Below are 20054 nucleotides of genomic sequence, written 5' to 3'. Positions count from 1 at the left end.
CACTTCGAGTCCGCCATGAGCTACCTCTTCGCCCCCCCCGCCACCGTCAGCGTGCCCGTCGTCGGCCGCGCCGAGCGCTTTCCGGTGCACCGCATCTACTGCGTCGGCCGCAACTACGAGGACCACGCCAAGGAGATGGGCTTCACCGGCCGCGAGCCGCCGTTCTTCTTCCTGAAGCCGGCCGACGCGCTGCTGGTGGTGAACGCCGGCGAGACCGGCGACATGCCCTACCCCACGCTGACGAAGAACCTGCACCACGAGATCGAGCTGGTGGCGGCCATCGGCAAGGGCGGCAAGAACATCGCCGCGGCCGACGCGATGGCCCACGTGTGGGGCTACGCCGTGGGCCTGGACATGACGCGCCGCGACCTGCAGAACGACGCGAAGAAGCAGGGCCGCCCCTGGTGCATCGGCAAGGGCTTCGACCACAGCGCCCCGATCGGCCCGATCGTGCCGGCCGCGCAGGCCGGCGACGTGCTGCACGCCGAGATCGCGCTGCAGGTCAACGGCGCCGACCGCCAGCGCAGCAACGTCGGCAAGCTGATCTGGAACATCGCCGAGACCATCGAGCACCTGTCGGCGGCCTGGGAGCTGCAGCCCGGCGACCTGATCTACACCGGCACGCCCGAGGGCGTGGCCGCGGTGGTGGCGGGCGACCTGCTGGTGGGCAGCGTGGCCGGACTGCCCGAGCTGCGCGTGCGCATGGTCTGAACGGACACCCCCGGGCGCGGGCTCAGGCCCGGGCCCCGGACCGGCCGGGCTTCGCCGGCGCCGAGCACGCCGCGATCCAGGCCATGAACTCGGTGTACCAGAGCCTCGAGTTGCGCGGCTTCAGCACCCAGTGGTTCTCGTCGGGGAACCACAGCAGGCGCGACCGCACGCCCCGCGCCTGCAGCGTGTTGTAGTAGGCCAGGCCGTTGCAGTCGGGCACGCGGTAGTCGCGTGCGCCGTGGATCACCAGCGTGGGCGTGTGCATGTGCGCGGCGTGCGCGTGCGGGCTCTGCGCCAGCACGTGGCCCATGTCCTCCCAGTACAGCGCGCCCAGGTCCTTCGGGCGCACCGGGTAGGAGTCGGCGCTGAAGGTGGCGATGCGGTCGTACACCCCGGCATGGCACACGTAGCCCTGGTAGCGGCCGGCCGCCACGTGGCCGTTCATCCAGGCCACCAGGAAGCCGCCATAGCTGCCGCCGCTGGCGGTGATGCGCCGGCCATCGACCCAGCGCTGGCGCAGCAGCCAGTCGGTGGCGGCCTCGATGTCCTGCAGCTCCAGCATGCCCTGGCGGCCGATCAGGCTGCGCTTGAAGGCCCAGCCGAAGCCGCTGGAGCCGTGGAAGTTCACCTGCGCCACCACCTGCCCCGCCGAGGCGAACACGTGCGGGTTCCAGCGCCAGCCGAAGCTGTCGCCGGCGGCGGTGAACGGGCCGCCGTGGATCACGTGCTGCACCGGGTGCCGTTTCTTCGCGTCGAAGCCGGGCGGGAACGTCAGCCACAGCTGCACTGGCTCGCCGAGCGCGCCGGTCACCTCGACCTCGCGCACGTCGCCCAGCGCCACGCCGGCCAGCACGGTGTCGTTGAAGCGCTCCAGGCGCACTGTCGCGCCGCCGCCGTGGCGCGCGTACACGCGCGTCGGGTGCAGCGCGGCGTCGGCGGCGAGCAGCAGCGTGTCGCCGGCCAGGTCGAAGCCCTGCACCCAGCCGCCCGCGTGTGCCTGCACGATGCGGCGGTCGGCGGGGGTGGCGCGCCACAGGTGGCAGCGGCCACGCGCCTCGGCCGCGAAGTGCACGGCGCTGCCGTCGGCCGACCAGCGCAGCGGCGCCTGCGCCTCGTGGTCCCAGGCGGCGTCCAGCAGCTGCCAGCGGCCCCCGTCGTCCGGGCGCAGCGCCAGCTGCTGCGGCGCCGTGTGGTGCGCGCCCACGTGTGCGGCCAGGAAGGCGAGCCGGCGGCCGTCGGGGCTGTAGGCCGGAGCGCTGCAGTCCCAGGCCGCGTCGTCCACCAGCGCGCGCACGCGGCGCGTGCCGATCTCGATCTCCGACAGCGCCAGCCGGTTGCCCAGCCGCTGCACGGGCGCCGGGTCGTGCTGGAAGGCGACGCGGCGGCCGTCGGGATGCACCGCGTAGGCCGTGCAGTCGCCGGTGTCGCGCGGCAGCTGCAGCGCCGTGCCCTCGAACAGGTCGGTGACGCGGCCCGTGCGCGTGTCCAGCAGCAGCAGGTGCAGCACGCGCCCCATCGGCACTTCGTGGTCCCAGTAGCGGTAGTAGGCCTCGCTGGTGGCGTAGCCGGTCTCCTTGCGCTCGGAGAACGTCTTCCAGCGCCGGGCCTGGGCCGCGGCACCGCGCAGCTCGGGCCAGACCCAGGCCGCGAACACGATGCGGCGGCCGTCGGGCAGCCAGCGGAAGTGCTCGATGCCGGGCGCGTGGTCGCTGATGCGCTCGGCCTCGCCGCCGTCGGGGGCGATGCGGTAGAGCTGCGGCGTCTTGTCCTGCTGCCCTTGCTGCCCGCGGCGCGCGACGAAGGCGATGGCGTCGCCGCGCGGCGACCACGCGGGCTGGCCATCCTTGTCGCCGCAGCGCGTCAGCGCCCGCGGCGCGGCGCGGGTGGTGTCCAGCAGCCACAGCGCGGTGCTGCTGGTGTTCTTCTCCATGTCGGGCGTGGTCACCGCGCACACGGCGCGGCGGCCGTCGGGCGCGAGCGCCACGCTGCCCACACGCTGCAGTTGCCACAGCGTGTCGACGTCGAGCGGGCGGGGGGTGGTGGTTCTGGCGCGGGCGCTGCGGGCGTTCTTCATGCCCGCGAGTGTCGCTGCAACGCGGCGTTCAGCCGATGCTCTCGACCTGCCGGCTCTGCTGGTACGCGCGGCCGAAGCGGTTGGCCAGGAAGTCGGGCAGCGCCACCTGCTCCTGGCGGATGAAGCCACGCTGCGGCAGCCGGCCTTCGCGGAACAGGTCGACCGCGGCGCAGATGCCGGCGGCGGTGGTGATCTGGATCGCGCTCAGCGGCGCCGCGCTGTCGCGGTCGGCGAAGATCTTGCGGGCGAACACCTCCTGCACCAGCGCGCCGTCGCGCAGGCCGCTGACGGTGACGAACACCAGCACCACGTCCTGCATCGTGCTGGGGATGCTCTTGCGCATGATGGCCTTGAGCGTCTCGGTGTCCTGGTTCAGCTGCAGTTCCTCGAGCAGCATCTTCATCAGGTCGCGGTGGCCGGGGTAGCGCACGCTCTTGTAGTCGAGCGTCTGCACGCGCCCGGCCAGCGTCTCGCACAGCGTGCCCAGGCCGCCGCTGGTGTTGAAGGCCTCGTACTCGGTGCCGTCGAGGCTGAAGTGCTCCATGCCCTCGAGCGGCAGCACCTCGATGCGCTGGCCGCCGCGGATGGCCTCGCAGGGGTGGCAGTACTCGTTGATGAGGCCGTCCACGCTCCAGGTCAGGTTGTATTTCAGGCTGTTGGTCGGAAACGCCGGCAGCGCGCCGACGCGCATCTTCACTTCATGCAAGGTGTCGAAGCCCTGCGCCAGGTGGTGCGCGACGATGCCGATGAAGCCAGGCGCCAGCCCGCACTGCGGCATGAAGGCGGTGGACGCCCCCACGGCCAGCTGCTGGATCGCGCGCGTGGCGGCCACGTCCTCGGTGAGGTCGAAGTAGTGGCACTGCGCCTCGCGCGCCGCGGTCGCCGCCAGCGTCGCCAGGTGGTAAGGCAGCGCGTTGATCACCGCATGCTGCCCGCGCAGCGCGCGCTGCAGCGCGGCGGCATCGCTGGTGTCCACCTGCAGCGTGGCGGCGGCGTCGCCGGCCAGCCGCGCCAGTGCCGGGGCGCTGCGGTCGACCACGGTGACGTGGTAGTCGCCGGTGGCCGACAGCCAGCGGGCAATGGTCTGGCCGATGTGGCCGGCGCCGAGCAGCGTGATCTTCATCATGTGGGTCTCCCTGAGCTGCGGCGAGTCTAGGAAGGCCTGGTGACGAAAGAAAGCACGAATTCGTCGAACTGGTGGCTGGTTTCGACGAAGCGTCGGCTCATCTCGCCATAATGGCGCATGCCCCGCGACGATCTCGACCGCCAGCTCATCACCCTGCTGCAGGCCAACGCCCGCGAGAGCACGGCCAACCTGGCGCGGCGGCTGGGCGTGGCGCGCACCACGGTGCTGGCGCGGCTGGACCGGCTCGAGCGCAGCGGCGCCATCGTCGGCTACACCGCGCGGCTGGGGGCCGACAGCGGCGACCGCGGCGTGCAGGCCTACGTGGGCATCACCGTCAGCCCGAAGATGGCGCGCGACGTCACCGCGCAGCTGGCCCGCCTGCCCGAACTGCGCATGCTGTGCTCGGTGAGCGGCGAGTTCGACTACATCGCGCTGCTGCGCGCGGAGTCCACGGCCCGGCTGGACGGGCTGCTCGACAGCATCGGCGAGATCGACGGCGTCATGAAGACCACCACCTCGGTGGTGCTGGCGCTGCGCGTGGACCGCACGGCATGACGGCGGCGTTCACGGTGCGCGTGGAGCCGGCAGGCCTGCAGTTCGAGGCCCGCGCCGGCCAGACGCTGCTGCAGGCGGCGCTGCAGGCCGGCGTGCGGCTGCCGAGCTCGTGCCGCAACGGCACCTGCCGCACCTGCTTCAGCCAGCTGCGCAGCGGCAGCGTGCGCCACACCATCGACTGGCCCGGCCTCAGCGCCGAGGAGAAGCAGCAGGGCTGCATCCTGCCCTGCGTGGCCGAGGCGCTGAGCGACGTGGTGGTCGAGCAGCCGGGCGCCGGCGTCAGCGCGCCAGTGCAGCGCGCATCGCGTCGATGACGCCCTTGTAGTCGGGCTGGCCGAAGATGGCGCTGCCGGCGACAAACGTGTCGGCGCCGGCGTCGGCCACGCGGCGGATGTTGTCGACCTTGATGCCGCCGTCCACCTCGAGCCGGATGTCGCGCCCGGTGCTGTCGATCAGCTTGCGCGCCTTCTCGATCTTGCGCAGCGCGCTGTCGATGAAGCTCTGGCCGCCGAAGCCCGGGTTCACGCTCATGATCAGGATCAGGTCCACGCGCTCGATCACGTGCTCCAGCACGTCCAGCGGCGTGGCCGGGTTGAACACCAGGCCGGCCTGCTTGCCTTCGGCCTGGATCAGCTGCAGCGTGCGGTCCACGTGCGCGCTGGCCTCGGGGTGGAAGCTGATGAGGTCGGCCCCGGCCTTGGCGAAGGCCTGCGCCAGCGCGTCCACCGGCTGCACCATCAGGTGCACGTCGATCGGCACCGTGCTGTGCTTGCGCAGGGCCTGGCACACCATCGGGCCGAAGGTCAGGTTCGGCACGTAGTGGTTGTCCATCACGTCGAAGTGGATCCAGTCGGCGCCGGCGGCGATGACGTTCTTCACTTCCTCGCCGAGCCGGGCGAAGTCGGCGGACAACAGGCTGGGGGCGATGCGGTAGGTCGTCATGGGGTCATTCTAGGAGTCTGTGCCCTCCTAGAATGCCGCGCATGGCCAACCCCCAGTTCACCTGCGAGGTGAAGGTGCAGTACCTCGCCGAACAGTCGCAGCCGCCCGACGGCCCGTACGCCTTCGCCTACACCGTCAGCATCCGCAACAGCGGTGACATCGCGGCGCAGCTGGTGGCGCGGCAGTGGCTGGTCAGCGACGCCAACGGCCAGACCGAGGAAGTGCGCGGCCTCGCGGTGGTGGGCCACCAGCCGCTGCTGAAGCCGGGCGAGACCTTCGAATACACCAGCTGGACCCGCATCGCCACGCCGCACGGCAGCATGCGCGGCACCTTCTTCTGCATGACCGAGGCCGCCGACGCCTTCGACGCGCCGGTGCCCGAATTCCAGCTCGTCTTCCCCGGGTTGCTGCACTGATGGCCAGCAGCCCCTGGGACCTGACCGCGCTGGTCAACGCGGCCGACCCCAAGGCGTCGCTGGGCGAACGGCACCTGTGGTGGGTGCGGCTGATGGAGTGGCTGCGCCACGCCCCCACGCCCGCCGCCACGGCCACGGCCGAGCCGCGCACCCCGCTGCCGCTGGTGCGCCTGCGCCACGTGCTGAAGCTGCTCGACGGCCAGCCCGCCTTCCAGCAGAAGCTGCGTGCGATGGTGCAGCGCTTCTGGCGCGAGGTGGACGCGCCGGCGCTGTTTGCCGACTTCGGGCTCGGCAACCGGCAGTCGCTGTTCAGCGAGATCGGCCGCCGGCTGCGTCTGCGGCTGCTGCCGGGCACGCCGCAGACACCCGACCTCGCCGAGCTGTTCCAGCTGCTGTTCGAACCCGGCGATGCCGCCTGGATCGCGCAGATCGACGCCCCCACGCTGCAGCGCCTGGCCGTGCTGCTGGCGCCCGGCGAAGACGCGCCCTGGCGCGCGGCGATGCTCGACGCCATCACGATCCTGGTGAGCGCCGTGCATGCCGGCGGTTATGCCCCGGCACTGCGCCGCCGCATGGACCCGGCGCGGCTGTCCGACGAACCCTTCCGCCAGCTCGCGCGCGCGGCCGAGAACGTGCGTGCCGCGGTGCTGGAAGGCCGCCACGACGACGCGCTGCGCGAGGCGGCCTACCTGCGCGCGCTGCTCGACGCCTGCCGCCGCGCCGCCGACAGCGTGACGCAGCACCTGGAGGAATTCGGCGTCTCGGTCGACATCGTCTACGAGCTGGACCAGCTGCAGCAGCGCGCGCAGCGCATCGAACTGCTGCTGAACTGCGTGCTGGCGCGCTCGCCGCTGCCCGACCTGCAGGGCCTGACGCTGCAGCTGCTGCAGGTGGCGGCCGACCAGCGCGGGCTGCGTGCGCTGCTGGCGCAGCACTACCAGCTGCTGGCGCGCCAGGTGGCCGAGCGCAATGCCGAGACCGGCGACCACTACATCACGCGCGACCGCAGCGAGTACCGCGCCATGCTGCGCCGCGCGGCCGGCGGCGGCGCGGTGATCGCGGGCACCACCTTCATCAAGTTCGCGCTGTATGCCATCGGCCTGACGGCCTTCTGGTCGGGCTTCTGGGCCGGCATCAACTACGCCGGCAGCTTCGTGCTGATCATGCTGCTGCACTGGACGGTGGCGACCAAGCAGCCGGCGATGACGGCGCCGGCGATGGCAGCCACGCTGCAGGGCACGCTGGACGACACGCGCATCGAAGGCTTCGTCGACCGCGTGGCGCAGCTGATCCGTTCGCAGATGGCGGGCATCGTCGGCAACCTGGCGGTCTGCGGCCCGCTGGTGCTGGCGGTGCAGCTGCTGTGGCAGGCCGCGTTCGGCAGCCCGCTGGTGAGTGCGAAGGAGGGCGAGCACGTGCTGGAGTCGCTGACCCTGCTGGGGCCGACCGTCTTCTTTGCCGCCTTCACCGGCGTGCTGCTGTTCGCCAGCAGCCTGATCGCCGGCTGGGCCGAGAACTGGTTCGTCTTCCACCGGCTCGACAGCGCCATCGCCTGGAATCCGCGCTTCGTGGCCCGGCTGGGCGCGGCACGCGCGCAGCGCTGGGCGCGCTGGTGGCGCGCCAACATCTCGGGCTTGGCGGCCAACGTGTCGCTGGGCCTGATGCTGGGCCTGGTGCCGGTCGTGGCCAGCTTCTTCGCGCTGCCGCTGGACGTGCGCCACGTGACGCTGAGCACCGGGCAGTTGGCCGCGGCGGCCGGCGCGATGGGCCTGCCTGTGCTGCAGCGGCCCGAGTTCTGGCTCTGCGTGGCGGCCATCGCCGCCACCGGCGTGCTGAACCTGGTGGTGAGCTTCGCACTGGCCTTCAAGGTGGCGCTGCGCTCGCGCGGCATCCAGCTGAAGGAGCGCCAGCGCATCGGCGTGGCGCTGCGGCGGCGGCTGCGCACCGCGCCGCTGTCGTTCCTGCTGCCGCCGAAGGGCCAGCGGTTCGATCCCGGGTCCCCTGGGGCCTAGGCCCTTCCTGCCCAGCGCAGCGTCTGCTGCCGCACCACCTCCGGCAGCAGCCGCTCGCGGTCCTGCGTGGCGCGGATCCACGTGGCGTCGTTGCCCAGGCCGTTGAGCTCGCCGCGGATGTAGGCCAGCGCCCCTTCCGCGCGCAGCACCTGCGCGTGCGGCGCCAGCTTGTCGAGCATCACCACGAGGTCGTCGCGCAGCGTGCGGTGTTCGCCGCTGCGCGGGTCGATGAAGATCGCGTCGAGCCCGAAACGGCAGGCCTGGAAGCGGTTGAAGGTGTAGGGCAGGTAGTCGTCCTCCACCGGCACATAAGGCTTCTCTTCGCGCAGCCAGCGCGCCAGGCACTGGATCAGCCCGGCCATCGCCGCGGCCTTCTCGATCGTGAGCGGCGTGTCGAGCACGCGCACCTCGATCGTGCCGAACTCGGGCTTGGGGCGGATGTCCCAATAGAAGTCCTTCATGCTCTTGACGACGCCGGTGCGCGCCATCTTGCCGAAGTAGGTGCCGAAGTCGTCCCAGGTCAGCACGAAGGGCGCACGGCCCGACAGCGGGAAGGCGAAGACCGAGTTCAGCCGCGCCGAATGGAAGGCCGTGTCGGTGCCCTGGATGAAGGGCGACGAGGCCGACAGCGCGATCAGGTGCGGCATGAAGCGGCTGATGCCGTGCAGCAGCAGCAGCGCCTCGTCGGCGCTGGGGCAGCCGATGTGCACGTGCTGGCCGAAGATCGTGAACTGCTTGGACAGGTAGCCGTACAGCGCGCTCACCTCCTGGAAGCGCGGCTTGTCGAAGATGCGCCGCTGGCTCCAGTCCTGGAACGGGTGCGTGCCGCCCCCGGCCAGCGCCACGCCCAGCTTGTCGGCGGCCTGCACCAGCGCGTCGCGGATCTGCGTCAGCTGCGCCAGCACGTCGGCGTGGTCCTCGCAGATGCCGGTGGACAGCTCGATCATGCTGTCGGTGATCTCGGGCACCACGGCGCCGGGCAGCTTCTTCTTGCCCAGCACGCGCAGCAGGTCGGCGGCTGCCGGGGTGAGGTCGTAGTCGTGCGTGCCGACGATCTGCAGTTCGAGCTCGACGCCCAGCGTCAGCGCGCGCGAATGGTGGAAGTTCTCGAGACTCATCGGACGACCCTCCGCACGGCGTGCGCCGGGACGAGCGCTTGGGAGCGGCCCGGCGCGCTCATGCCGTCACCACGCGGTAGTCGGCAGGCTTGGCCTGCGGCTGCTGTTCACCGGCCAGGTGCAGGCCCCACTGCACCAGCAGCGGCCCCAGCACCTCGGTGAAGGCGATGGCCGACACGATGATGGGGGCCACCAGCGGCGCGAAGGCCGCGTGGCCCGCCTGCAGGTCGGCCAGCAACACCAGCGCCGTGCCCGACATCGGCGTCAGCGCCAGCGACAGTCCCAGCGCCTGCCGCATGCGCAGTCCGCTCGGTCGTGCCAGCACCACCACCACGGCCGTCTTCGCCGCGGCACGCGCGGCCAGCAGCACCAGCGCCGTGACACCGCCCGCCAGCAGCGCCGGCACCGAGCCCGCGCTGCCGACGATCACGAACAGCATCAGCACCAGCACGCCGCCCGCGGTGCCGAAGTGGCGCGGCCAGACCCACGGGCGCTCGCTGCTGTTGCGCAGCAGCACCCCCGCCAGCAGCGGCACCAGCAGCGTCGACAGGTTGAACTGCTTGGCCACCATCAGTGCCAGCACCACCAGGCCCAGCAGCAGCAGCGCGGCGTTCTCGTCGCGCAGGTCGAGCCGGCGCGCGATCCAGGCCACCAGCGCGGCCAGCAGCGCCGCCACGCCCACCGAGCCGGCGAAGGCCCACAACGGCTGCGAGACCGCGCGCACCCAGTCGCCGGCCACGTCGAGGTGCAGCCAGCCCGAGACCAGCTTGAAGGCCAGCACCGCGAACAGCGTGTTCAGCGAGGTCAGCACGATCATGCGTTCGCTCACCTGGCCGGCCGCCTTCAGCTCGCCAGCCACGCGGGCGATCACCGCGCCCGAGGCGCAGCTGCCCATCGCGGCACAGGTCAGCGCCACGTTCACCGGCTGGCCGAACAAGCGCAGCGCGAAGTAGATGGCCACGAAGCTGCCCAGCGCCTCGGCCGCGCTGGTCAGCAGCAGTGCCGGGTTGGCGCGCAGCCAGCGCAGGTTGACGCGGCTGCCCAGCTCGAACAACAGGAGCGCCAACGCCAGGTCGACGATGAGCCGGGCCGTGCCCGTCAGCGTGCCGGCGCCGAATCCGGCAAAGCCGATGACACCGCCGACGATGCCGTAGCCCACGATGCGCGGCACGGAAAAGACACGCCGCACCAGTTCGCCCAGCAGGGCGCCCGCCACCAGGGCCAGCGCCGCCCAGAAGGCCACGCCGGGCGCGGGCGGCCAGGGCACGATCTGCAGGAAGTCGGCCAGTTCTGCCACCATCGCGGCCTCCTCGTTGTCGTTGTAGGTGGGGACAGACCCGGCGCGGCGCCTCGAAGTTCCGCCGCGTCAGCGGCTTGGCTGCAACAGTCAGTTCTTGTCGCCATCGCCATCGGACGACGGCGGCTCGCCGCGGCGGCGGCCCGAGAACATCGTCCACCAGACGATCAGCACCAGCAGGGCCAGGGCCGCCATCGCCTCCAGCACAATCAACCACATGTTCGGGTCCTCGGGGTTTGCTGCGTCGGCAGCACAGCGCTGCCGGCTGCCTGCGGGCGCGGCGATTCTAGGTGTGCTGGCCAGCTGCGCCGGGCTGCCGACTCCTGTGCCACCACCGCAGGCAGGCCCGCCCGCCGTGCCCGCCGGCGCGCCGCCGGTGCTGGCGCCTGCGGCCGCACCGCTGGCCATCGGCGTGACGGCGCAGCGCCCGCGCGCACGCTGGGTGCGCACCGAGTGGACGGCGCTGCCCGGCTGGGCCGACGACCGCGTGGCCCAGGTGTGGCCGGCGCTGCGCGCCAGCTGCACGCGGCCGGCGGCAGGCTGGGCCGAGACCTGCGCCCGGCTGCAGCTCGAGCCGCCCGACGGCGATGCGGCCACGCGCGACTGGCTGCAGCGCTGGCTGCAACCCTGGCGCGTGGAAACCCCGGAGGGCGCCACCGAAGGCCTGATCACCGGCTACTACGAACCCCTGATCGACGCCTCGCGGCGGGCGCAGGGCAGCTTCCGCGTGCCGCTGCACAGCGTGCCGCCTGCGCTGCAGCCGGCGCGGCCCTTCTTCACGCGCCAGCAGCTCGACACGCTGCCCGCCGCGCAGGCCACGCTGCGCGGGCGCGAGATCGCGTTCGTGGCCGACCCGCTGGACGCGCTGGTGCTGCAGATCCAGGGCTCGGGCCGGCTGCGCGTGACCGAGCCCGACGGCCGCGTCCACGTCGTGCGGCTGGCCTTCGCCGGCCACAACGAGCAGCCCTACAAGTCGGTCGGCCGCTGGCTCATCGAGCGCGGCGAGATGACCCTGGAGGCCGCCTCGTGGCCCGCCATCAAGGCCTGGGCCCAGGCCAACCCGCGACGCGTGCAGGAGATGCTGTGGGCCAACCCGCGCGTGGTCTTCTTCCGCGAGGAAGCCCTGCCCGACCCCACGGTCGGCCCGCGTGGCGCGCAGGGCGTGCCGCTGACGCCGGGGCGTTCGGTCGCGGTCGACCCCGGCAGCGTGCCTTACGGCACGCCGCTGTGGCTGGACACCACCGAGCCGCTGTCGTCCACGCCGCTGCGCCGCCTGGTGGTGGCGCAGGACACCGGCAGTGCCATCACCGGCGCCGTGCGTGCCGACTTCTTCTGGGGCTGGGAAGGCGATGCCGAGGCCCAGGCCGGGCGCATGAAGCAGCCGCTGCAACTGTGGGCGCTGTGGCCGCTGGGGCAGATGCCGCCCTGATGCGCGCGCGTCAGCCGCCCAGTGCCTGCCGCAGGCGCGGCCACAGCAGGTTCAGCGCCAGACCCGCGAGCACCAGGCCCGCGGCGGCCAGCTTCCAGGCCGGCAGCGGCTCGCCCAGCACCAGCGCCGACGCCGACATGCCGAACACCGGCACCAGCAGCGCCATCGGCACCACGGTGGCTGCCGGGTGGCGCGCGAGCAGCCAGCCCCAGGCGGCGTAGCCGAACAAGGTGTTGCCCACCGACTGCCACAGCACCGCGGCCCAGACCGCGGCATCGGCGCGGGCCAGGCCGTCGGCGATGCGCGCTGGGCCTTCCAGCCACAGCGACAGCACCAGCAGCGGCGGCAGCGCGAACAGGCTCGACCAGACCACGTAGCCCAGCATGTCGACGCGACCGCTGTGCCGCGCGACCAGGTTGCCGCCGGCCCACGACAGCGCCGCCGCCAGCACCAGCGCCAGGCCGAGCGGCGTGGTGCTGGCGTCGGTGTTGACGGCGATCACGCCCAGGCCAGCCACCGCCAGCACCAGCGCCAGCCACTGGAAGCGCTGCACACGTTCACCCGCCAGCACGATGGCCAGGCCGATCGTGAAGAAGACCTGCGTCTGCACCACCAGCGAGGCCAGGCCGGGCGAGATCCAGGCGCCCATCGCGACGTACAGCAGCCCGAACTGCCCGGCGCCGATGAGCACGCCGTAGGCCGCCAGCAGCCGCCACGGCACCGCCGGGCGGGGGATGAAGAACGCGGCCGGCAGCAGCGCGAACGTGAAGCGCAGCACCGCGAAGAACAGCGGCGGCAGCGTGCCGAGCGCGAGCTTGATGACGACGAAGTTCGTGCCCCACACGGCCACCACGGCCAGTGCGAGCAGGAAGCGCCGCGGCGGCAGCGTCAAGCCGCGACCGCCGGCGCTGACGACGCTCCGGCGCCACGCTCGACCGCGCCTTCGGCGAGGCAGGCTTCGGCGCGGGCCAGCGTCTGCACCACGGTCTCGCCGGCGTGGTGCTCGGCCAGCCCCGCCGACAGCGTGACGCGCAGCCCCTCGGCGCGCGGCACCACGCGCGACGCGGCGACGCGCTCGCGCAGGCGGTCGAGCCCGGCGCGCGCCAGCGGTGCACGCGTGTCGGACATCAGCAGCACCATGCGCTGGCCGCCCCAGTAGGCCAGCACGTCGGCCACGCGCACGTAGCGCTGACCTTCCACCGCCACGCCGTGCAGCAGCTCGTCGCGGCCGTGGTCACCCAGCCCGGCCGCCTGCCGGTCGAAGTCGTCGATCTCCAGCACCGCGATGCAGAAGGTGTGGCCCGACCGGATGCAGCGCTGGTGCTCCTGCTCCATCAGTTCCTGCAGGTGGCGGCGGTTGATGAGGCCGGTGAGCTCGTCGCGCGTGGCCAGCTCGCGGATGCGCGCCAGCGCCGCGGTCAGCTCGGCACGCTGCGTGCGGGCGCGCTGGCGCATGCGCGCCAGCCGAGCCGCCAGGATGCTGACGGCCGGCATCATCGTGGCCACCATCAGGAAGTGGCCGAGCTCGATGGCGGGGGCGTAGACCTGCGGCTGCAACCAGGCCATCAGCGCCATCGTGGCGCCGAACACCGACACCGCGTAGAGGCTCACGCCGACCATCTGGCGCGGCGTCGCGATGAACATGCCGAACATCAGGATCACCATCACCACGGGGAAGACACCGCCACGGCCGGCGCCCACCAGCGCGTAGGCCCAGGCGCCGCAGGTGACGGCGTAGCCCATCTGCAGCACCGTCATCGAGGGGTCGGCGAGCCGGCGCGACCAGCCGCTGCGGATCAGGGCGTAGGCCCCGGCCATGCCACCCACGGCCAGCAGCGTCCATGCCGCCACGCCCCGCGCCGGGGCGGCGCCGATCCACACGAAGTAGTGCATCGCCACGATGCCGGCCGACATCAACAGCATCGCCCAGAGCGCCTGCGACAGGCGTGCGCGCTGCAGCGGGTCTCGGGTCAGCAGGGCGTCGAGCAGGGCGTGCATCGGCCTCGTTGTTGCCAGCGGTGAGAGCGCGAGCGTAGCGCATGCCGCGCAGGCGGCGTCCCGAAGCCCGCGGCGGCGCCGCTCAGCGGCCCGGCTCCAGGTGCGACAGCGGCAGCGCCGCACCGGCCTTGACCTCGCCGAGCGAGAAGCTGGTGTGCAGGTCCTTCACGTTGGGCAGCTTGAACAGCGTCTGCATGCTCCAGCGCGAGAAGGCGTCGAGGTCGGTGGCCAGCACCTGCAGCTCGAAGGTGCCGGCGCCGCTGATGTAGTGGCAGGCCACCACCTCGGGCAGCGCGCGGATGGCGGCCTCCAGCGCCTGCGTGGCGTCGGCGTTGTTGCGCTCGGCATCCACGCGCACGAAGGCCAGCACGCCCAGGCCGATCTTGCGGCGGTCGATTTCCGCCCTGTACCCGGTGATGTAGCCCTGCTGCTCCAGCCACTTCACGCGCCGCCACGTGGGCGCGGCCGACAGCCCGATGCGCGCGGCCAGTTCGGTGTTGGACAGGCGCGCGTCCTGTTGCAGCGCGCCGAGGATCGCGATGTCGTAGCGGTCCAGCGCCGCGCCGTGGGTTTCGGCGGCCGCGTCGGTGCCGTTGGTGGTTTTCCCTGATTCCTGCTTTCTTGGCGTCATTCTTTCTTCACCGCTCTCTACTATGCAGGTTTGTTGCGCAGAGCATGCCTGAGCGGGCATCAAAAGAAAAGACATACCCGGGCCTTCACCCTACACTGCCCCGCTTGTCGCCAGGAGTGAACACCGCATGAACGCACCGCTGCCGGACGCCGTCCGCAAGGCCTTGGAAACCGTCAGCCTCGACGACAAGTACGCGCTGGAGTCCGGCCGTGCCTTCATGAGCGGCGTGCAGGCGCTGGTGCGGCTGCCGATGCTGCAGCGCCAGCGCGACGCGCGCGCCGGCCTGAACACCGGCGGCTTCATCAGCGGCTACCGGGGCAGCCCGCTGGGCGGCTACGACCAGGCGCTGTGGGCCGCGAAGAAGCACCTGCAGGCGCAGCACATCGTGTTCCAGCCGGGCGTGAACGAGGAGCTCGGTGCCACCGCGGTGTGGGGCACGCAGCAACTCGACCTGTACCCGCAGAGCAAGAAGTACGACGGCGTGTTCGGCATCTGGTACGGCAAGGGCCCGGGCGTGGACCGGTGCTCCGACGTCTTCAAGCACGCCAACATGGCCGGCACCGCCCGGCACGGCGGCGTCATCGCGATCGCCGGCGACGACCACGTCAGCAAGAGCAGCACGGCCGCGCACCAGAGCGACCACATCTTCAAGGCCTGCGGCCTGCCGGTGTTCTTCCCGAGCAACGTGCAGGACATCCTCGACATGGGCCTGCACGCCTTCGCGATGAGCCGCTTCTCGGGCGTGTGGAGCGGCATGAAGACGATCCAGGAGGTCGTGGAGAGCTCGGCGTCGGTCAGCGTCGACCCCGACCGCGTGCAGATCGTCCTGCCCGAGGACTTCCTGATGCCGCCAGGCGGCCTGCACATCCGCTGGCCCGACGCGCCGCTGGAACAGGAAGCGCGGCTGATGGACTACAAGTGGTACGCGGCGCTGGCCTACGTGCGTGCCAACAAGCTCAACCACAACGTCATCGAAGGCCCGAACGACCGCTTCGGCATCATCGCCAGCGGCAAGGCCTTCAACGACACGCGCCAGGCGCTGGCCGACCTGGGGCTGGACGACGACACCTGCCGCTCAATCGGCGTGCGCCTGCACAAGGTCAACGTGGTGTGGCCGCTGGAAGCCACCATCACGCGCGCCTTCGCGCAAGGGCTGCAGGAGATCCTGGTCGTCGAGGAAAAGCGCCAGGTCATCGAGTACCAGGTCAAGGAAGAGCTCTACAACTGGCGCAGCGACGTGCGCCCGCACGTGCTGGGCAAGTTCGACGAGCCCGAAGGCGATGCCACGGGCGGCGAATGGAGCATGCCCAACCCCAGCGACAACTGGCTGCTGCGCGCCAAGGCCGACCTCACGCCGGCCATCATCGCCAAGGCCATCGCGAAGCGGCTGAAGAAGCTCGGCGTCAGCGCCGACATCGCCGCGCGCATGGACCAGCGCCTGGCCATCGTGGCCGACCGCGAGCGCCAGCTCACGGCACTGAAGGTCGACACCGGCGACCGCGCGCCCTGGTTCTGCAGCGGCTGCCCGCACAACACCAGCACGCGCGTGCCCGAGGGCAGCCGCGCGCTGGCCGGCATCGGCTGCCACTACATGGCGGTGTGGATGGACCGCAGCACCAGCACCTTCAGCCAGATGGGCGGCGAAGGCGTGGCCTGGGTCGGCCAGGCGCCGTTCACGACCGACAGCCACGTGTTCGCCAACCTCGGCGACGGCACCTACTTCCACAGCGGCCTGCTCGCCATCCGGCAGAGCATCGCCGCCGGCGTCAACATCACCTACAAGGTGCTCTACAACGACGCCGTGGCCATGACCGGCGGCCAGCAGGTCGGCGAGCGGCCCGAAGGCCACTCGGTGCTGCAGATCCACAAGAGCCTGCTGTCCGAGGGCGTGAAGAAGCTGGTGATCGTCACCGACCAGCCCGAGAAGTACCAGGGCGTGGCGCTGGAGCCCGGCGTCACCGTGCACCACCGCGACGAGCTCGACCGCATCCAGCGCCAGTTCCGCGAGATCCCCGGCTGCACGGCCATCATCTACGACCAGACCTGCGCCACCGAGAAGCGCCGCCGCCGCAAGCGCGGCAAGCTCGCCACGCCCGACAAGCGTGTCGTCATCAACGAGCTGGTGTGCGAAGGCTGCGGCGACTGCAGCGTGCAGAGCAACTGCCTGAGCGTCGAGCCCGTCGAGACCGAGTTCGGCCGCAAGCGCCGCATCAACCAGAACAGCTGCAACCTCGACTACAGCTGCACCAAGGGCTTCTGCCCCAGCTTCGTCACCGTCGAGGGCGGCACGCTGAAGAAGCCCAGGAAGGAGAAGAAGGGCGCGCTCGACGGGCTGGCACCGATCCCCGAACCCGCGCTGCCGCTGGCGGAAAGCGCCTGGGGCATCGTGGTGGCCGGCGTCGGGGGCACCGGCGTCATCACCATCGGGCAGCTGCTGGGCATGGCCGCGCACATGGAAGGCAAGGGTGTCGTCACGCAGGACGCCGGCGGCCTGGCGCAGAAGGGCGGCGCGACCTGGAGCCACATCCAGATCGCCAACCGCCCCGACGCCATCCACACCACCAAGGTCGACACCGCCAAGGCCGACCTCGTGATCGCCTGCGACAGCATCGTCGGCGCCTCGAAGTACACGATGACGGTGATGCAGCCGGGCCGCACCTTCATCGCGCTGAACACGCACGGCACGCCCACCGCGGCCTTCGTGAGGAACCCCGACTGGCAGGCTCCGGGCAGCAACTGCGAGACGGCGCTGCGCGGCAGCGTCGGTGCCGACCTGGTGGGCGCCTTCGATGCCGAGCGCGTGGCCGAGCAGCTGATCGGCGACAGCATCTACACCAACCCGCTGATGCTGGGCTACGCGTGGCAGCAGGGCCGCATCCCGCTGAACCATGCCTCGCTGATGCGCGCCATCGAACTGAACGGCGTGCAGGTCGACAACAACAAGGCCGCCTTCGAATGGGGCCGGCGCTGCGCGCACGACCTGGCGGCGGTGCAGGCGCTGTTCGCGGCGCAGCAGGTCATCAGCATCGTCAAGAAGCCGGGCCTGGACGAGCTGCTGAAGACGCGCGTCGAGTTCCTCACGCAGTACCAGGACGCCGCCTATGCCGCGCAGTACAGCGCCTTCGTCGAGCGCGTGCGCACCGCCGAGCAGCCGCTGGGCAGCACCCGGCTGGCCGAAGCCGTGGCGCGCTACCTCTTCAAGCTGATGGCCTACAAGGACGAGTACGAGGTGGCGCGGCTGCACACCGACCCGTCCTTCACGGCCAAGGTGGGCGCCATGTTCGAAGGCGACTACAAGCTGGTGCACCACCTGGCGCCGCCGCTGCTGGCCAAGACCAACGACAAGGGCGAGCTGCAGAAGCAGGCCTACGGCCCCTGGATGCGCAGCGCCTTCGGCGTGCTGGCCAGGCTGAAGGGCCTGCGCGGCACGGCGCTCGACCCGTTCGGCCGCAGCGAGGAACGCAGGACCGAACGCGCGCTGATCGCCGAGTACCGCGCGAGCATCGAGGAGCTGCTGCGCACGCTGGACGCCGCGCGGCTGCCGCTGGCGCTGGAGGTCGCGCGCATCCCCGAAGACATCCGCGGCTACGGCCACGTGAAGCTGAGGCACCTGCAGGCCGCGCGCACCAAGTGGGACGCGCTGATGCAGCGCTGGCGCAGCGGCGCTGCCGCGGCGGGCTGAGGCCATGCACGCGCTGGCGGCCGCCACGGCGTGCCCGACAGCGCGGGTGCCGTTCGTGCTGGACGGCCTCGAGGTCGGCTCGGTGGCCGTGGCGCACCTGCCGGCGCTGGCGGCCGAGACCGCGCTGCTCGACGTGCAGCCCGCGCGCGTCGTCTGGCGCGGCCGCGGCGGCGACAGCGACGGCGCCTTCGACAGCCTGCACCGCCGGCTGCGCGCCGCCGGCCTCGTCCGCGCCTGGCGCGACGAGCCCTTCGCCATCGTCGACCCGCACAGCCTGCGTGTGCTGGCGCGCATCGAACGCGCCGCGGCGCGCTTCTGGGGCACGCTGACCTTCGGCGCCCACGCCACGGGTTATGTCGTCGGGCCGGACGGGCGGCCCGAGCTGCTGTGGATCGCGCAGCGCAGCTTCACCAAGGCCACCGACCCCGGCCTGCACGACAACCTGGTCGGCGGCGGCGTGCCCTGGGGCCAGAGCCCGGAGGAAGCGCTGGTGCGCGAGGCCTTCGAGGAAGCCGGCCTGCTGCCCGCGCAACTGGGCGGCGTGCAGCCGGGCAGCGTGCTGCGGCTGCACCGCGACGTGCCCGAAGGCCTGCAGCACGAGTGGCTGCACAGCTACGACCTGCCGATGCGCGCCGGCCTGCGACCGCACAACCAGGACGGCGAGGTCGCCGCCTTCACGCTGATGCCGGTGGCCGAAGCACTGGCCCTGGCCGCCGGCACGCGGATGACGGTGGACGCGGCGCTGGTGACGCTGGACTTCGCGCTGCGCCACGGGCTGCTGCACGATGCAGCGGTCGAAGAACGCATCCGCCACCTGCGCGTCGTTCGTCCGGCCTGACGGCCGCAGTCAAAAGCCTTGAACTGCGGGCGGCAGGGCGGCCGGGATACTGCGTGGCCATGTCGAACGCCACCCGCTACACGCCCACCGCCATCGCGCTGCACTGGCTGCTGGCCCTGATGATCCTGGGTGCGCTCGCTGTCGGCCTGACCATGACCAGCCTGCCGTTCTCGCCGACGCGGCTGAAGCTCTACAACTGGCACAAGTGGGCCGGCGTGTGCATCCTGCTGCTGTCGGCCGCGCGGCTGCTGTGGCGCCTGACGCACCGCCCGCCGGCCGATGCGCCGATGCCCGCGTGGCAGCGGCGCGCGGCCCATGCCGCGCACGGCGCGCTGTACCTGCTGTTCTTCGCCGTGCCGCTGGCCGGCTGGGCCTACAGCTCGGCCGCGGGCTTCCCCGTCGTGCTGTTCGGCGTGCTGCCGCTGCCCGACTTCGTGGCGCCCGACCGCGCACTGGCCGAAACGCTCAAGGGCCTGCACAAGTGGCTGGCCTACGGCCTGGCCGGCGTGGTCGTGCTGCACGTGGCCGGCGCGCTGAAGCACCAGTTCGTCGACCGCGACGGGCTGCTGCTGCGCATGCTGCCAGCGCGCCGCTGATGCCACCTCCGTCCTCGTTGCCTTCCTGGAGATCCGCATGTCCTTCCGTTCCGTCCTGTTCGCTGCCGCCCTGCTGGCCGCCGGCGCCGCTGCCGCCCAGCCCAAACCGGCGCAACTGAACGCAGCCGCCAGCGAGATCGGCTTCACCACCCGGCAGATGGGCGTGCCGGTGGACGGCCAGTTCGGCAAGTTCGCGGCCCAGATCACGCTGGACCCGAAGAAGCCCGAGACCGGCAGCGTCGCCTTCACCATCGACACCGGCAGCGCCCGCTTCGGCAGCCCCGAGCTCGACGCCGAGGTGCCCAAGCCCACCTGGCTGTCGGCGCTGAAGTTCCCGCAGGCCAGCTTCCAGTCCAGCACGATCAAGGCGGCGGGCGCCGGTCGCTTCGAGGTGGCCGGCAAGCTCAGCATCAAGGGCCAGGTGCGCGACATCGTCGTGCCGGTCGCGCTGGCGCAGTCGGGCGCCAGCAGCACCGCCACCGGTTCCTTCGTCATCAAGCGCCTGGACTTCAAGGTCGGCGAAGGCGAATGGGCCGACACCTCGATGCTCGCCAACGACGTCACCGTGCGCTTCAAGCTCGCGCTCACCGGCATCGCGCCGCTGTGAACCTCCCCCTTTCCAACCCTCG

Annotated in this window: 19 protein-coding genes; 10 read left to right on the top strand and 9 right to left on the bottom strand. The window is 71.7% G+C overall.

What is annotated here, in order from left to right; all coding sequences use genetic code 11:
* Window positions 1–15 precede the first annotated feature (15 nt).
* Window positions 16–711: a fumarylacetoacetate hydrolase family protein gene (locus ACPOLB_RS17350; RefSeq protein ID WP_425257274.1), complete on the top strand. Its 696-nt coding sequence runs from the start codon at window positions 16–18 to the stop codon at window positions 709–711.
* Between the two features lie 22 nt (window positions 712–733).
* On the opposite strand, the gene ACPOLB_RS17345 is transcribed toward ACPOLB_RS17350, so the two are convergent.
* A complete protein-coding gene (locus ACPOLB_RS17345) occupies window positions 734–2785 on the bottom strand; it encodes a prolyl oligopeptidase family serine peptidase (protein ID WP_425257273.1) in 2052 nt (683 codons plus the stop codon).
* A 28-nt stretch (window positions 2786–2813) separates the two neighbouring features.
* The gene (locus tag ACPOLB_RS17340; RefSeq protein WP_425257272.1) at window positions 2814–3911 is read right to left on the bottom strand and encodes a saccharopine dehydrogenase C-terminal domain-containing protein; all 1098 of its coding nucleotides are present in this window, start codon (window positions 3909–3911) and stop codon (window positions 2814–2816) included.
* Between the two features lie 117 nt (window positions 3912–4028).
* Between ACPOLB_RS17340 and ACPOLB_RS17335 the strand changes: the two genes are divergently transcribed.
* Entirely contained in the window at window positions 4029–4466 is a 438-nt protein-coding gene (locus ACPOLB_RS17335; RefSeq protein WP_425257271.1) for an Lrp/AsnC family transcriptional regulator, read from the top strand.
* Window positions 4463–4780 (top strand): 2Fe-2S iron-sulfur cluster-binding protein, encoded by a 318-nt coding sequence (locus tag ACPOLB_RS17330; protein ID WP_425257270.1) that lies wholly within the window; start codon window positions 4463–4465, stop codon window positions 4778–4780. Before ACPOLB_RS17335 ends, ACPOLB_RS17330 begins: the two co-directional genes overlap by 4 nt.
* Here the strand turns inward: ACPOLB_RS17330 and rpe are convergent.
* Window positions 4746–5408 (bottom strand): ribulose-phosphate 3-epimerase, encoded by a 663-nt coding sequence (gene rpe / locus ACPOLB_RS17325; protein ID WP_425257269.1) that lies wholly within the window; start codon window positions 5406–5408, stop codon window positions 4746–4748. The two genes, ACPOLB_RS17330 and rpe, sit on opposite strands and share 35 nt — an antisense overlap.
* Window positions 5409–5449: 41 nt before the next feature.
* Between rpe and apaG the strand changes: the two genes are divergently transcribed.
* Window positions 5450–5824 carry a Co2+/Mg2+ efflux protein ApaG gene (apaG, locus tag ACPOLB_RS17320; RefSeq protein WP_425257268.1) on the top strand — a complete coding sequence of 125 codons (375 nt, stop codon included), beginning with the start codon at window positions 5450–5452 and terminating at the stop codon, window positions 5822–5824.
* Window positions 5824–7836: a site-specific recombinase gene (locus ACPOLB_RS17315; protein WP_425257267.1), complete on the top strand. Its 2013-nt coding sequence runs from the start codon at window positions 5824–5826 to the stop codon at window positions 7834–7836. The genes apaG and ACPOLB_RS17315 overlap by 1 nt, the downstream gene beginning before the upstream one ends.
* On the opposite strand, the gene ACPOLB_RS17310 is transcribed toward ACPOLB_RS17315, so the two are convergent.
* From ACPOLB_RS17310 to ACPOLB_RS17300, 3 genes are all read right to left on the bottom strand, one after another.
* Window positions 7833–8954: a YbdK family carboxylate-amine ligase gene (locus ACPOLB_RS17310; RefSeq protein ID WP_425257266.1), complete on the bottom strand. Its 1122-nt coding sequence runs from the start codon at window positions 8952–8954 to the stop codon at window positions 7833–7835. The genes ACPOLB_RS17315 and ACPOLB_RS17310 overlap by 4 nt on opposite strands.
* A gap of 58 nt (window positions 8955–9012) precedes the next feature.
* On the bottom strand, window positions 9013–10254 hold the full coding sequence (locus ACPOLB_RS17305) for a cation:proton antiporter (protein WP_425257265.1): 1242 nt from the start codon (window positions 10252–10254) through the stop codon (window positions 9013–9015).
* Between the two features lie 87 nt (window positions 10255–10341).
* On the bottom strand, window positions 10342–10470 hold the full coding sequence (locus ACPOLB_RS17300) for a hypothetical protein (RefSeq protein ID WP_425257264.1): 129 nt from the start codon (window positions 10468–10470) through the stop codon (window positions 10342–10344).
* A 136-nt stretch (window positions 10471–10606) separates the two neighbouring features.
* Between ACPOLB_RS17300 and ACPOLB_RS17295 the strand changes: the two genes are divergently transcribed.
* Window positions 10607–11680, top strand: coding sequence for a murein transglycosylase A (locus tag ACPOLB_RS17295; protein ID WP_425257263.1), 1074 nt, complete (start codon window positions 10607–10609; stop codon window positions 11678–11680).
* Window positions 11681–11690: 10 nt separating this feature from the next.
* On the opposite strand, the gene ACPOLB_RS17290 is transcribed toward ACPOLB_RS17295, so the two are convergent.
* The 3 genes from ACPOLB_RS17290 to ACPOLB_RS17280 all read right to left on the bottom strand — a co-directional run bounded on the left by ACPOLB_RS17290 (window position 11691) and on the right by ACPOLB_RS17280 (window position 14309).
* Complete coding sequence (locus ACPOLB_RS17290; RefSeq protein WP_425261940.1) at window positions 11691–12566, bottom strand: EamA family transporter; 876 nt, start codon at window positions 12564–12566, stop codon at window positions 11691–11693.
* 2 nt (window positions 12567–12568) lie between these two features.
* On the bottom strand, window positions 12569–13678 hold the full coding sequence (locus ACPOLB_RS17285) for a GGDEF domain-containing protein (RefSeq protein ID WP_425257262.1): 1110 nt from the start codon (window positions 13676–13678) through the stop codon (window positions 12569–12571).
* An 82-nt stretch (window positions 13679–13760) separates the two neighbouring features.
* The gene (locus tag ACPOLB_RS17280) at window positions 13761–14309 is read right to left on the bottom strand and encodes an Lrp/AsnC family transcriptional regulator (protein ID WP_425257261.1); all 549 of its coding nucleotides are present in this window, start codon (window positions 14307–14309) and stop codon (window positions 13761–13763) included.
* Between the two features lie 127 nt (window positions 14310–14436).
* Here ACPOLB_RS17280 and ACPOLB_RS17275 point away from each other — a divergent pair, with 127 nt between their 5' ends.
* From ACPOLB_RS17275 to ACPOLB_RS17260, 4 genes are read left to right on the top strand one after another with little or no spacing between them, the layout of a single operon-like run.
* Window positions 14437–17991 carry an indolepyruvate ferredoxin oxidoreductase family protein gene (locus ACPOLB_RS17275; protein ID WP_425257260.1) on the top strand — a complete coding sequence of 1185 codons (3555 nt, stop codon included), beginning with the start codon at window positions 14437–14439 and terminating at the stop codon, window positions 17989–17991.
* 4 nt (window positions 17992–17995) lie between these two features.
* Window positions 17996–18829, top strand: coding sequence for a DUF4743 domain-containing protein (locus ACPOLB_RS17270; RefSeq protein WP_425257259.1), 834 nt, complete (start codon window positions 17996–17998; stop codon window positions 18827–18829).
* 59 nt (window positions 18830–18888) lie between these two features.
* A complete protein-coding gene (locus tag ACPOLB_RS17265; protein WP_425257258.1) occupies window positions 18889–19425 on the top strand; it encodes a cytochrome b in 537 nt (178 codons plus the stop codon).
* 37 nt (window positions 19426–19462) lie between these two features.
* Window positions 19463–20032: a YceI family protein gene (locus ACPOLB_RS17260; RefSeq protein ID WP_425257257.1), complete on the top strand. Its 570-nt coding sequence runs from the start codon at window positions 19463–19465 to the stop codon at window positions 20030–20032.
* The last annotated feature ends 22 nt before the right edge of the window (window positions 20033–20054 follow it).

The organism is Rubrivivax soli, assembly GCF_049810355.1.
In the GTDB taxonomy this organism is placed as follows: Bacteria; Pseudomonadota; Gammaproteobacteria; order Burkholderiales; family Burkholderiaceae_C; genus Rubrivivax.
This window is presented reverse-complemented; position numbering and strand designations above follow the sequence as displayed.

Bases quoted from the DNA above. Each gene is read 5' to 3' on its own strand.
- ACPOLB_RS17350 (WP_425257274.1), top strand. From the start codon at position 16: ATGAGCTACCTCTTCGCCCCCCCCGCCACCGTCAGCGTGCCCGTCGTC.
- ACPOLB_RS17345 (WP_425257273.1), bottom strand. From the start codon at position 2,785: ATGAAGAACGCCCGCAGCGCCCGCGCCAGAACCACCACCCCCCGCCCG.
- ACPOLB_RS17340 (WP_425257272.1), bottom strand. From the start codon at position 3,911: ATGATGAAGATCACGCTGCTCGGCGCCGGCCACATCGGCCAGACCATT.
- ACPOLB_RS17335 (WP_425257271.1), top strand. From the start codon at position 4,029: ATGCCCCGCGACGATCTCGACCGCCAGCTCATCACCCTGCTGCAGGCC.
- ACPOLB_RS17330 (WP_425257270.1), top strand. From the start codon at position 4,463: ATGACGGCGGCGTTCACGGTGCGCGTGGAGCCGGCAGGCCTGCAGTTC.
- rpe (WP_425257269.1), bottom strand. From the start codon at position 5,408: ATGACGACCTACCGCATCGCCCCCAGCCTGTTGTCCGCCGACTTCGCC.
- apaG (WP_425257268.1), top strand. From the start codon at position 5,450: ATGGCCAACCCCCAGTTCACCTGCGAGGTGAAGGTGCAGTACCTCGCC.
- ACPOLB_RS17315 (WP_425257267.1), top strand. From the start codon at position 5,824: ATGGCCAGCAGCCCCTGGGACCTGACCGCGCTGGTCAACGCGGCCGAC.
- ACPOLB_RS17310 (WP_425257266.1), bottom strand. From the start codon at position 8,954: ATGAGTCTCGAGAACTTCCACCATTCGCGCGCGCTGACGCTGGGCGTC.
- ACPOLB_RS17305 (WP_425257265.1), bottom strand. From the start codon at position 10,254: ATGGTGGCAGAACTGGCCGACTTCCTGCAGATCGTGCCCTGGCCGCCC.
- ACPOLB_RS17300 (WP_425257264.1), bottom strand. From the start codon at position 10,470: ATGTGGTTGATTGTGCTGGAGGCGATGGCGGCCCTGGCCCTGCTGGTG.
- ACPOLB_RS17285 (WP_425257262.1), bottom strand. From the start codon at position 13,678: ATGCACGCCCTGCTCGACGCCCTGCTGACCCGAGACCCGCTGCAGCGC.
- ACPOLB_RS17280 (WP_425257261.1), bottom strand. From the start codon at position 14,309: ATGACGCCAAGAAAGCAGGAATCAGGGAAAACCACCAACGGCACCGAC.
- ACPOLB_RS17275 (WP_425257260.1), top strand. From the start codon at position 14,437: ATGAACGCACCGCTGCCGGACGCCGTCCGCAAGGCCTTGGAAACCGTC.
- ACPOLB_RS17270 (WP_425257259.1), top strand. From the start codon at position 17,996: ATGCACGCGCTGGCGGCCGCCACGGCGTGCCCGACAGCGCGGGTGCCG.
- ACPOLB_RS17265 (WP_425257258.1), top strand. From the start codon at position 18,889: ATGTCGAACGCCACCCGCTACACGCCCACCGCCATCGCGCTGCACTGG.
- ACPOLB_RS17260 (WP_425257257.1), top strand. From the start codon at position 19,463: ATGTCCTTCCGTTCCGTCCTGTTCGCTGCCGCCCTGCTGGCCGCCGGC.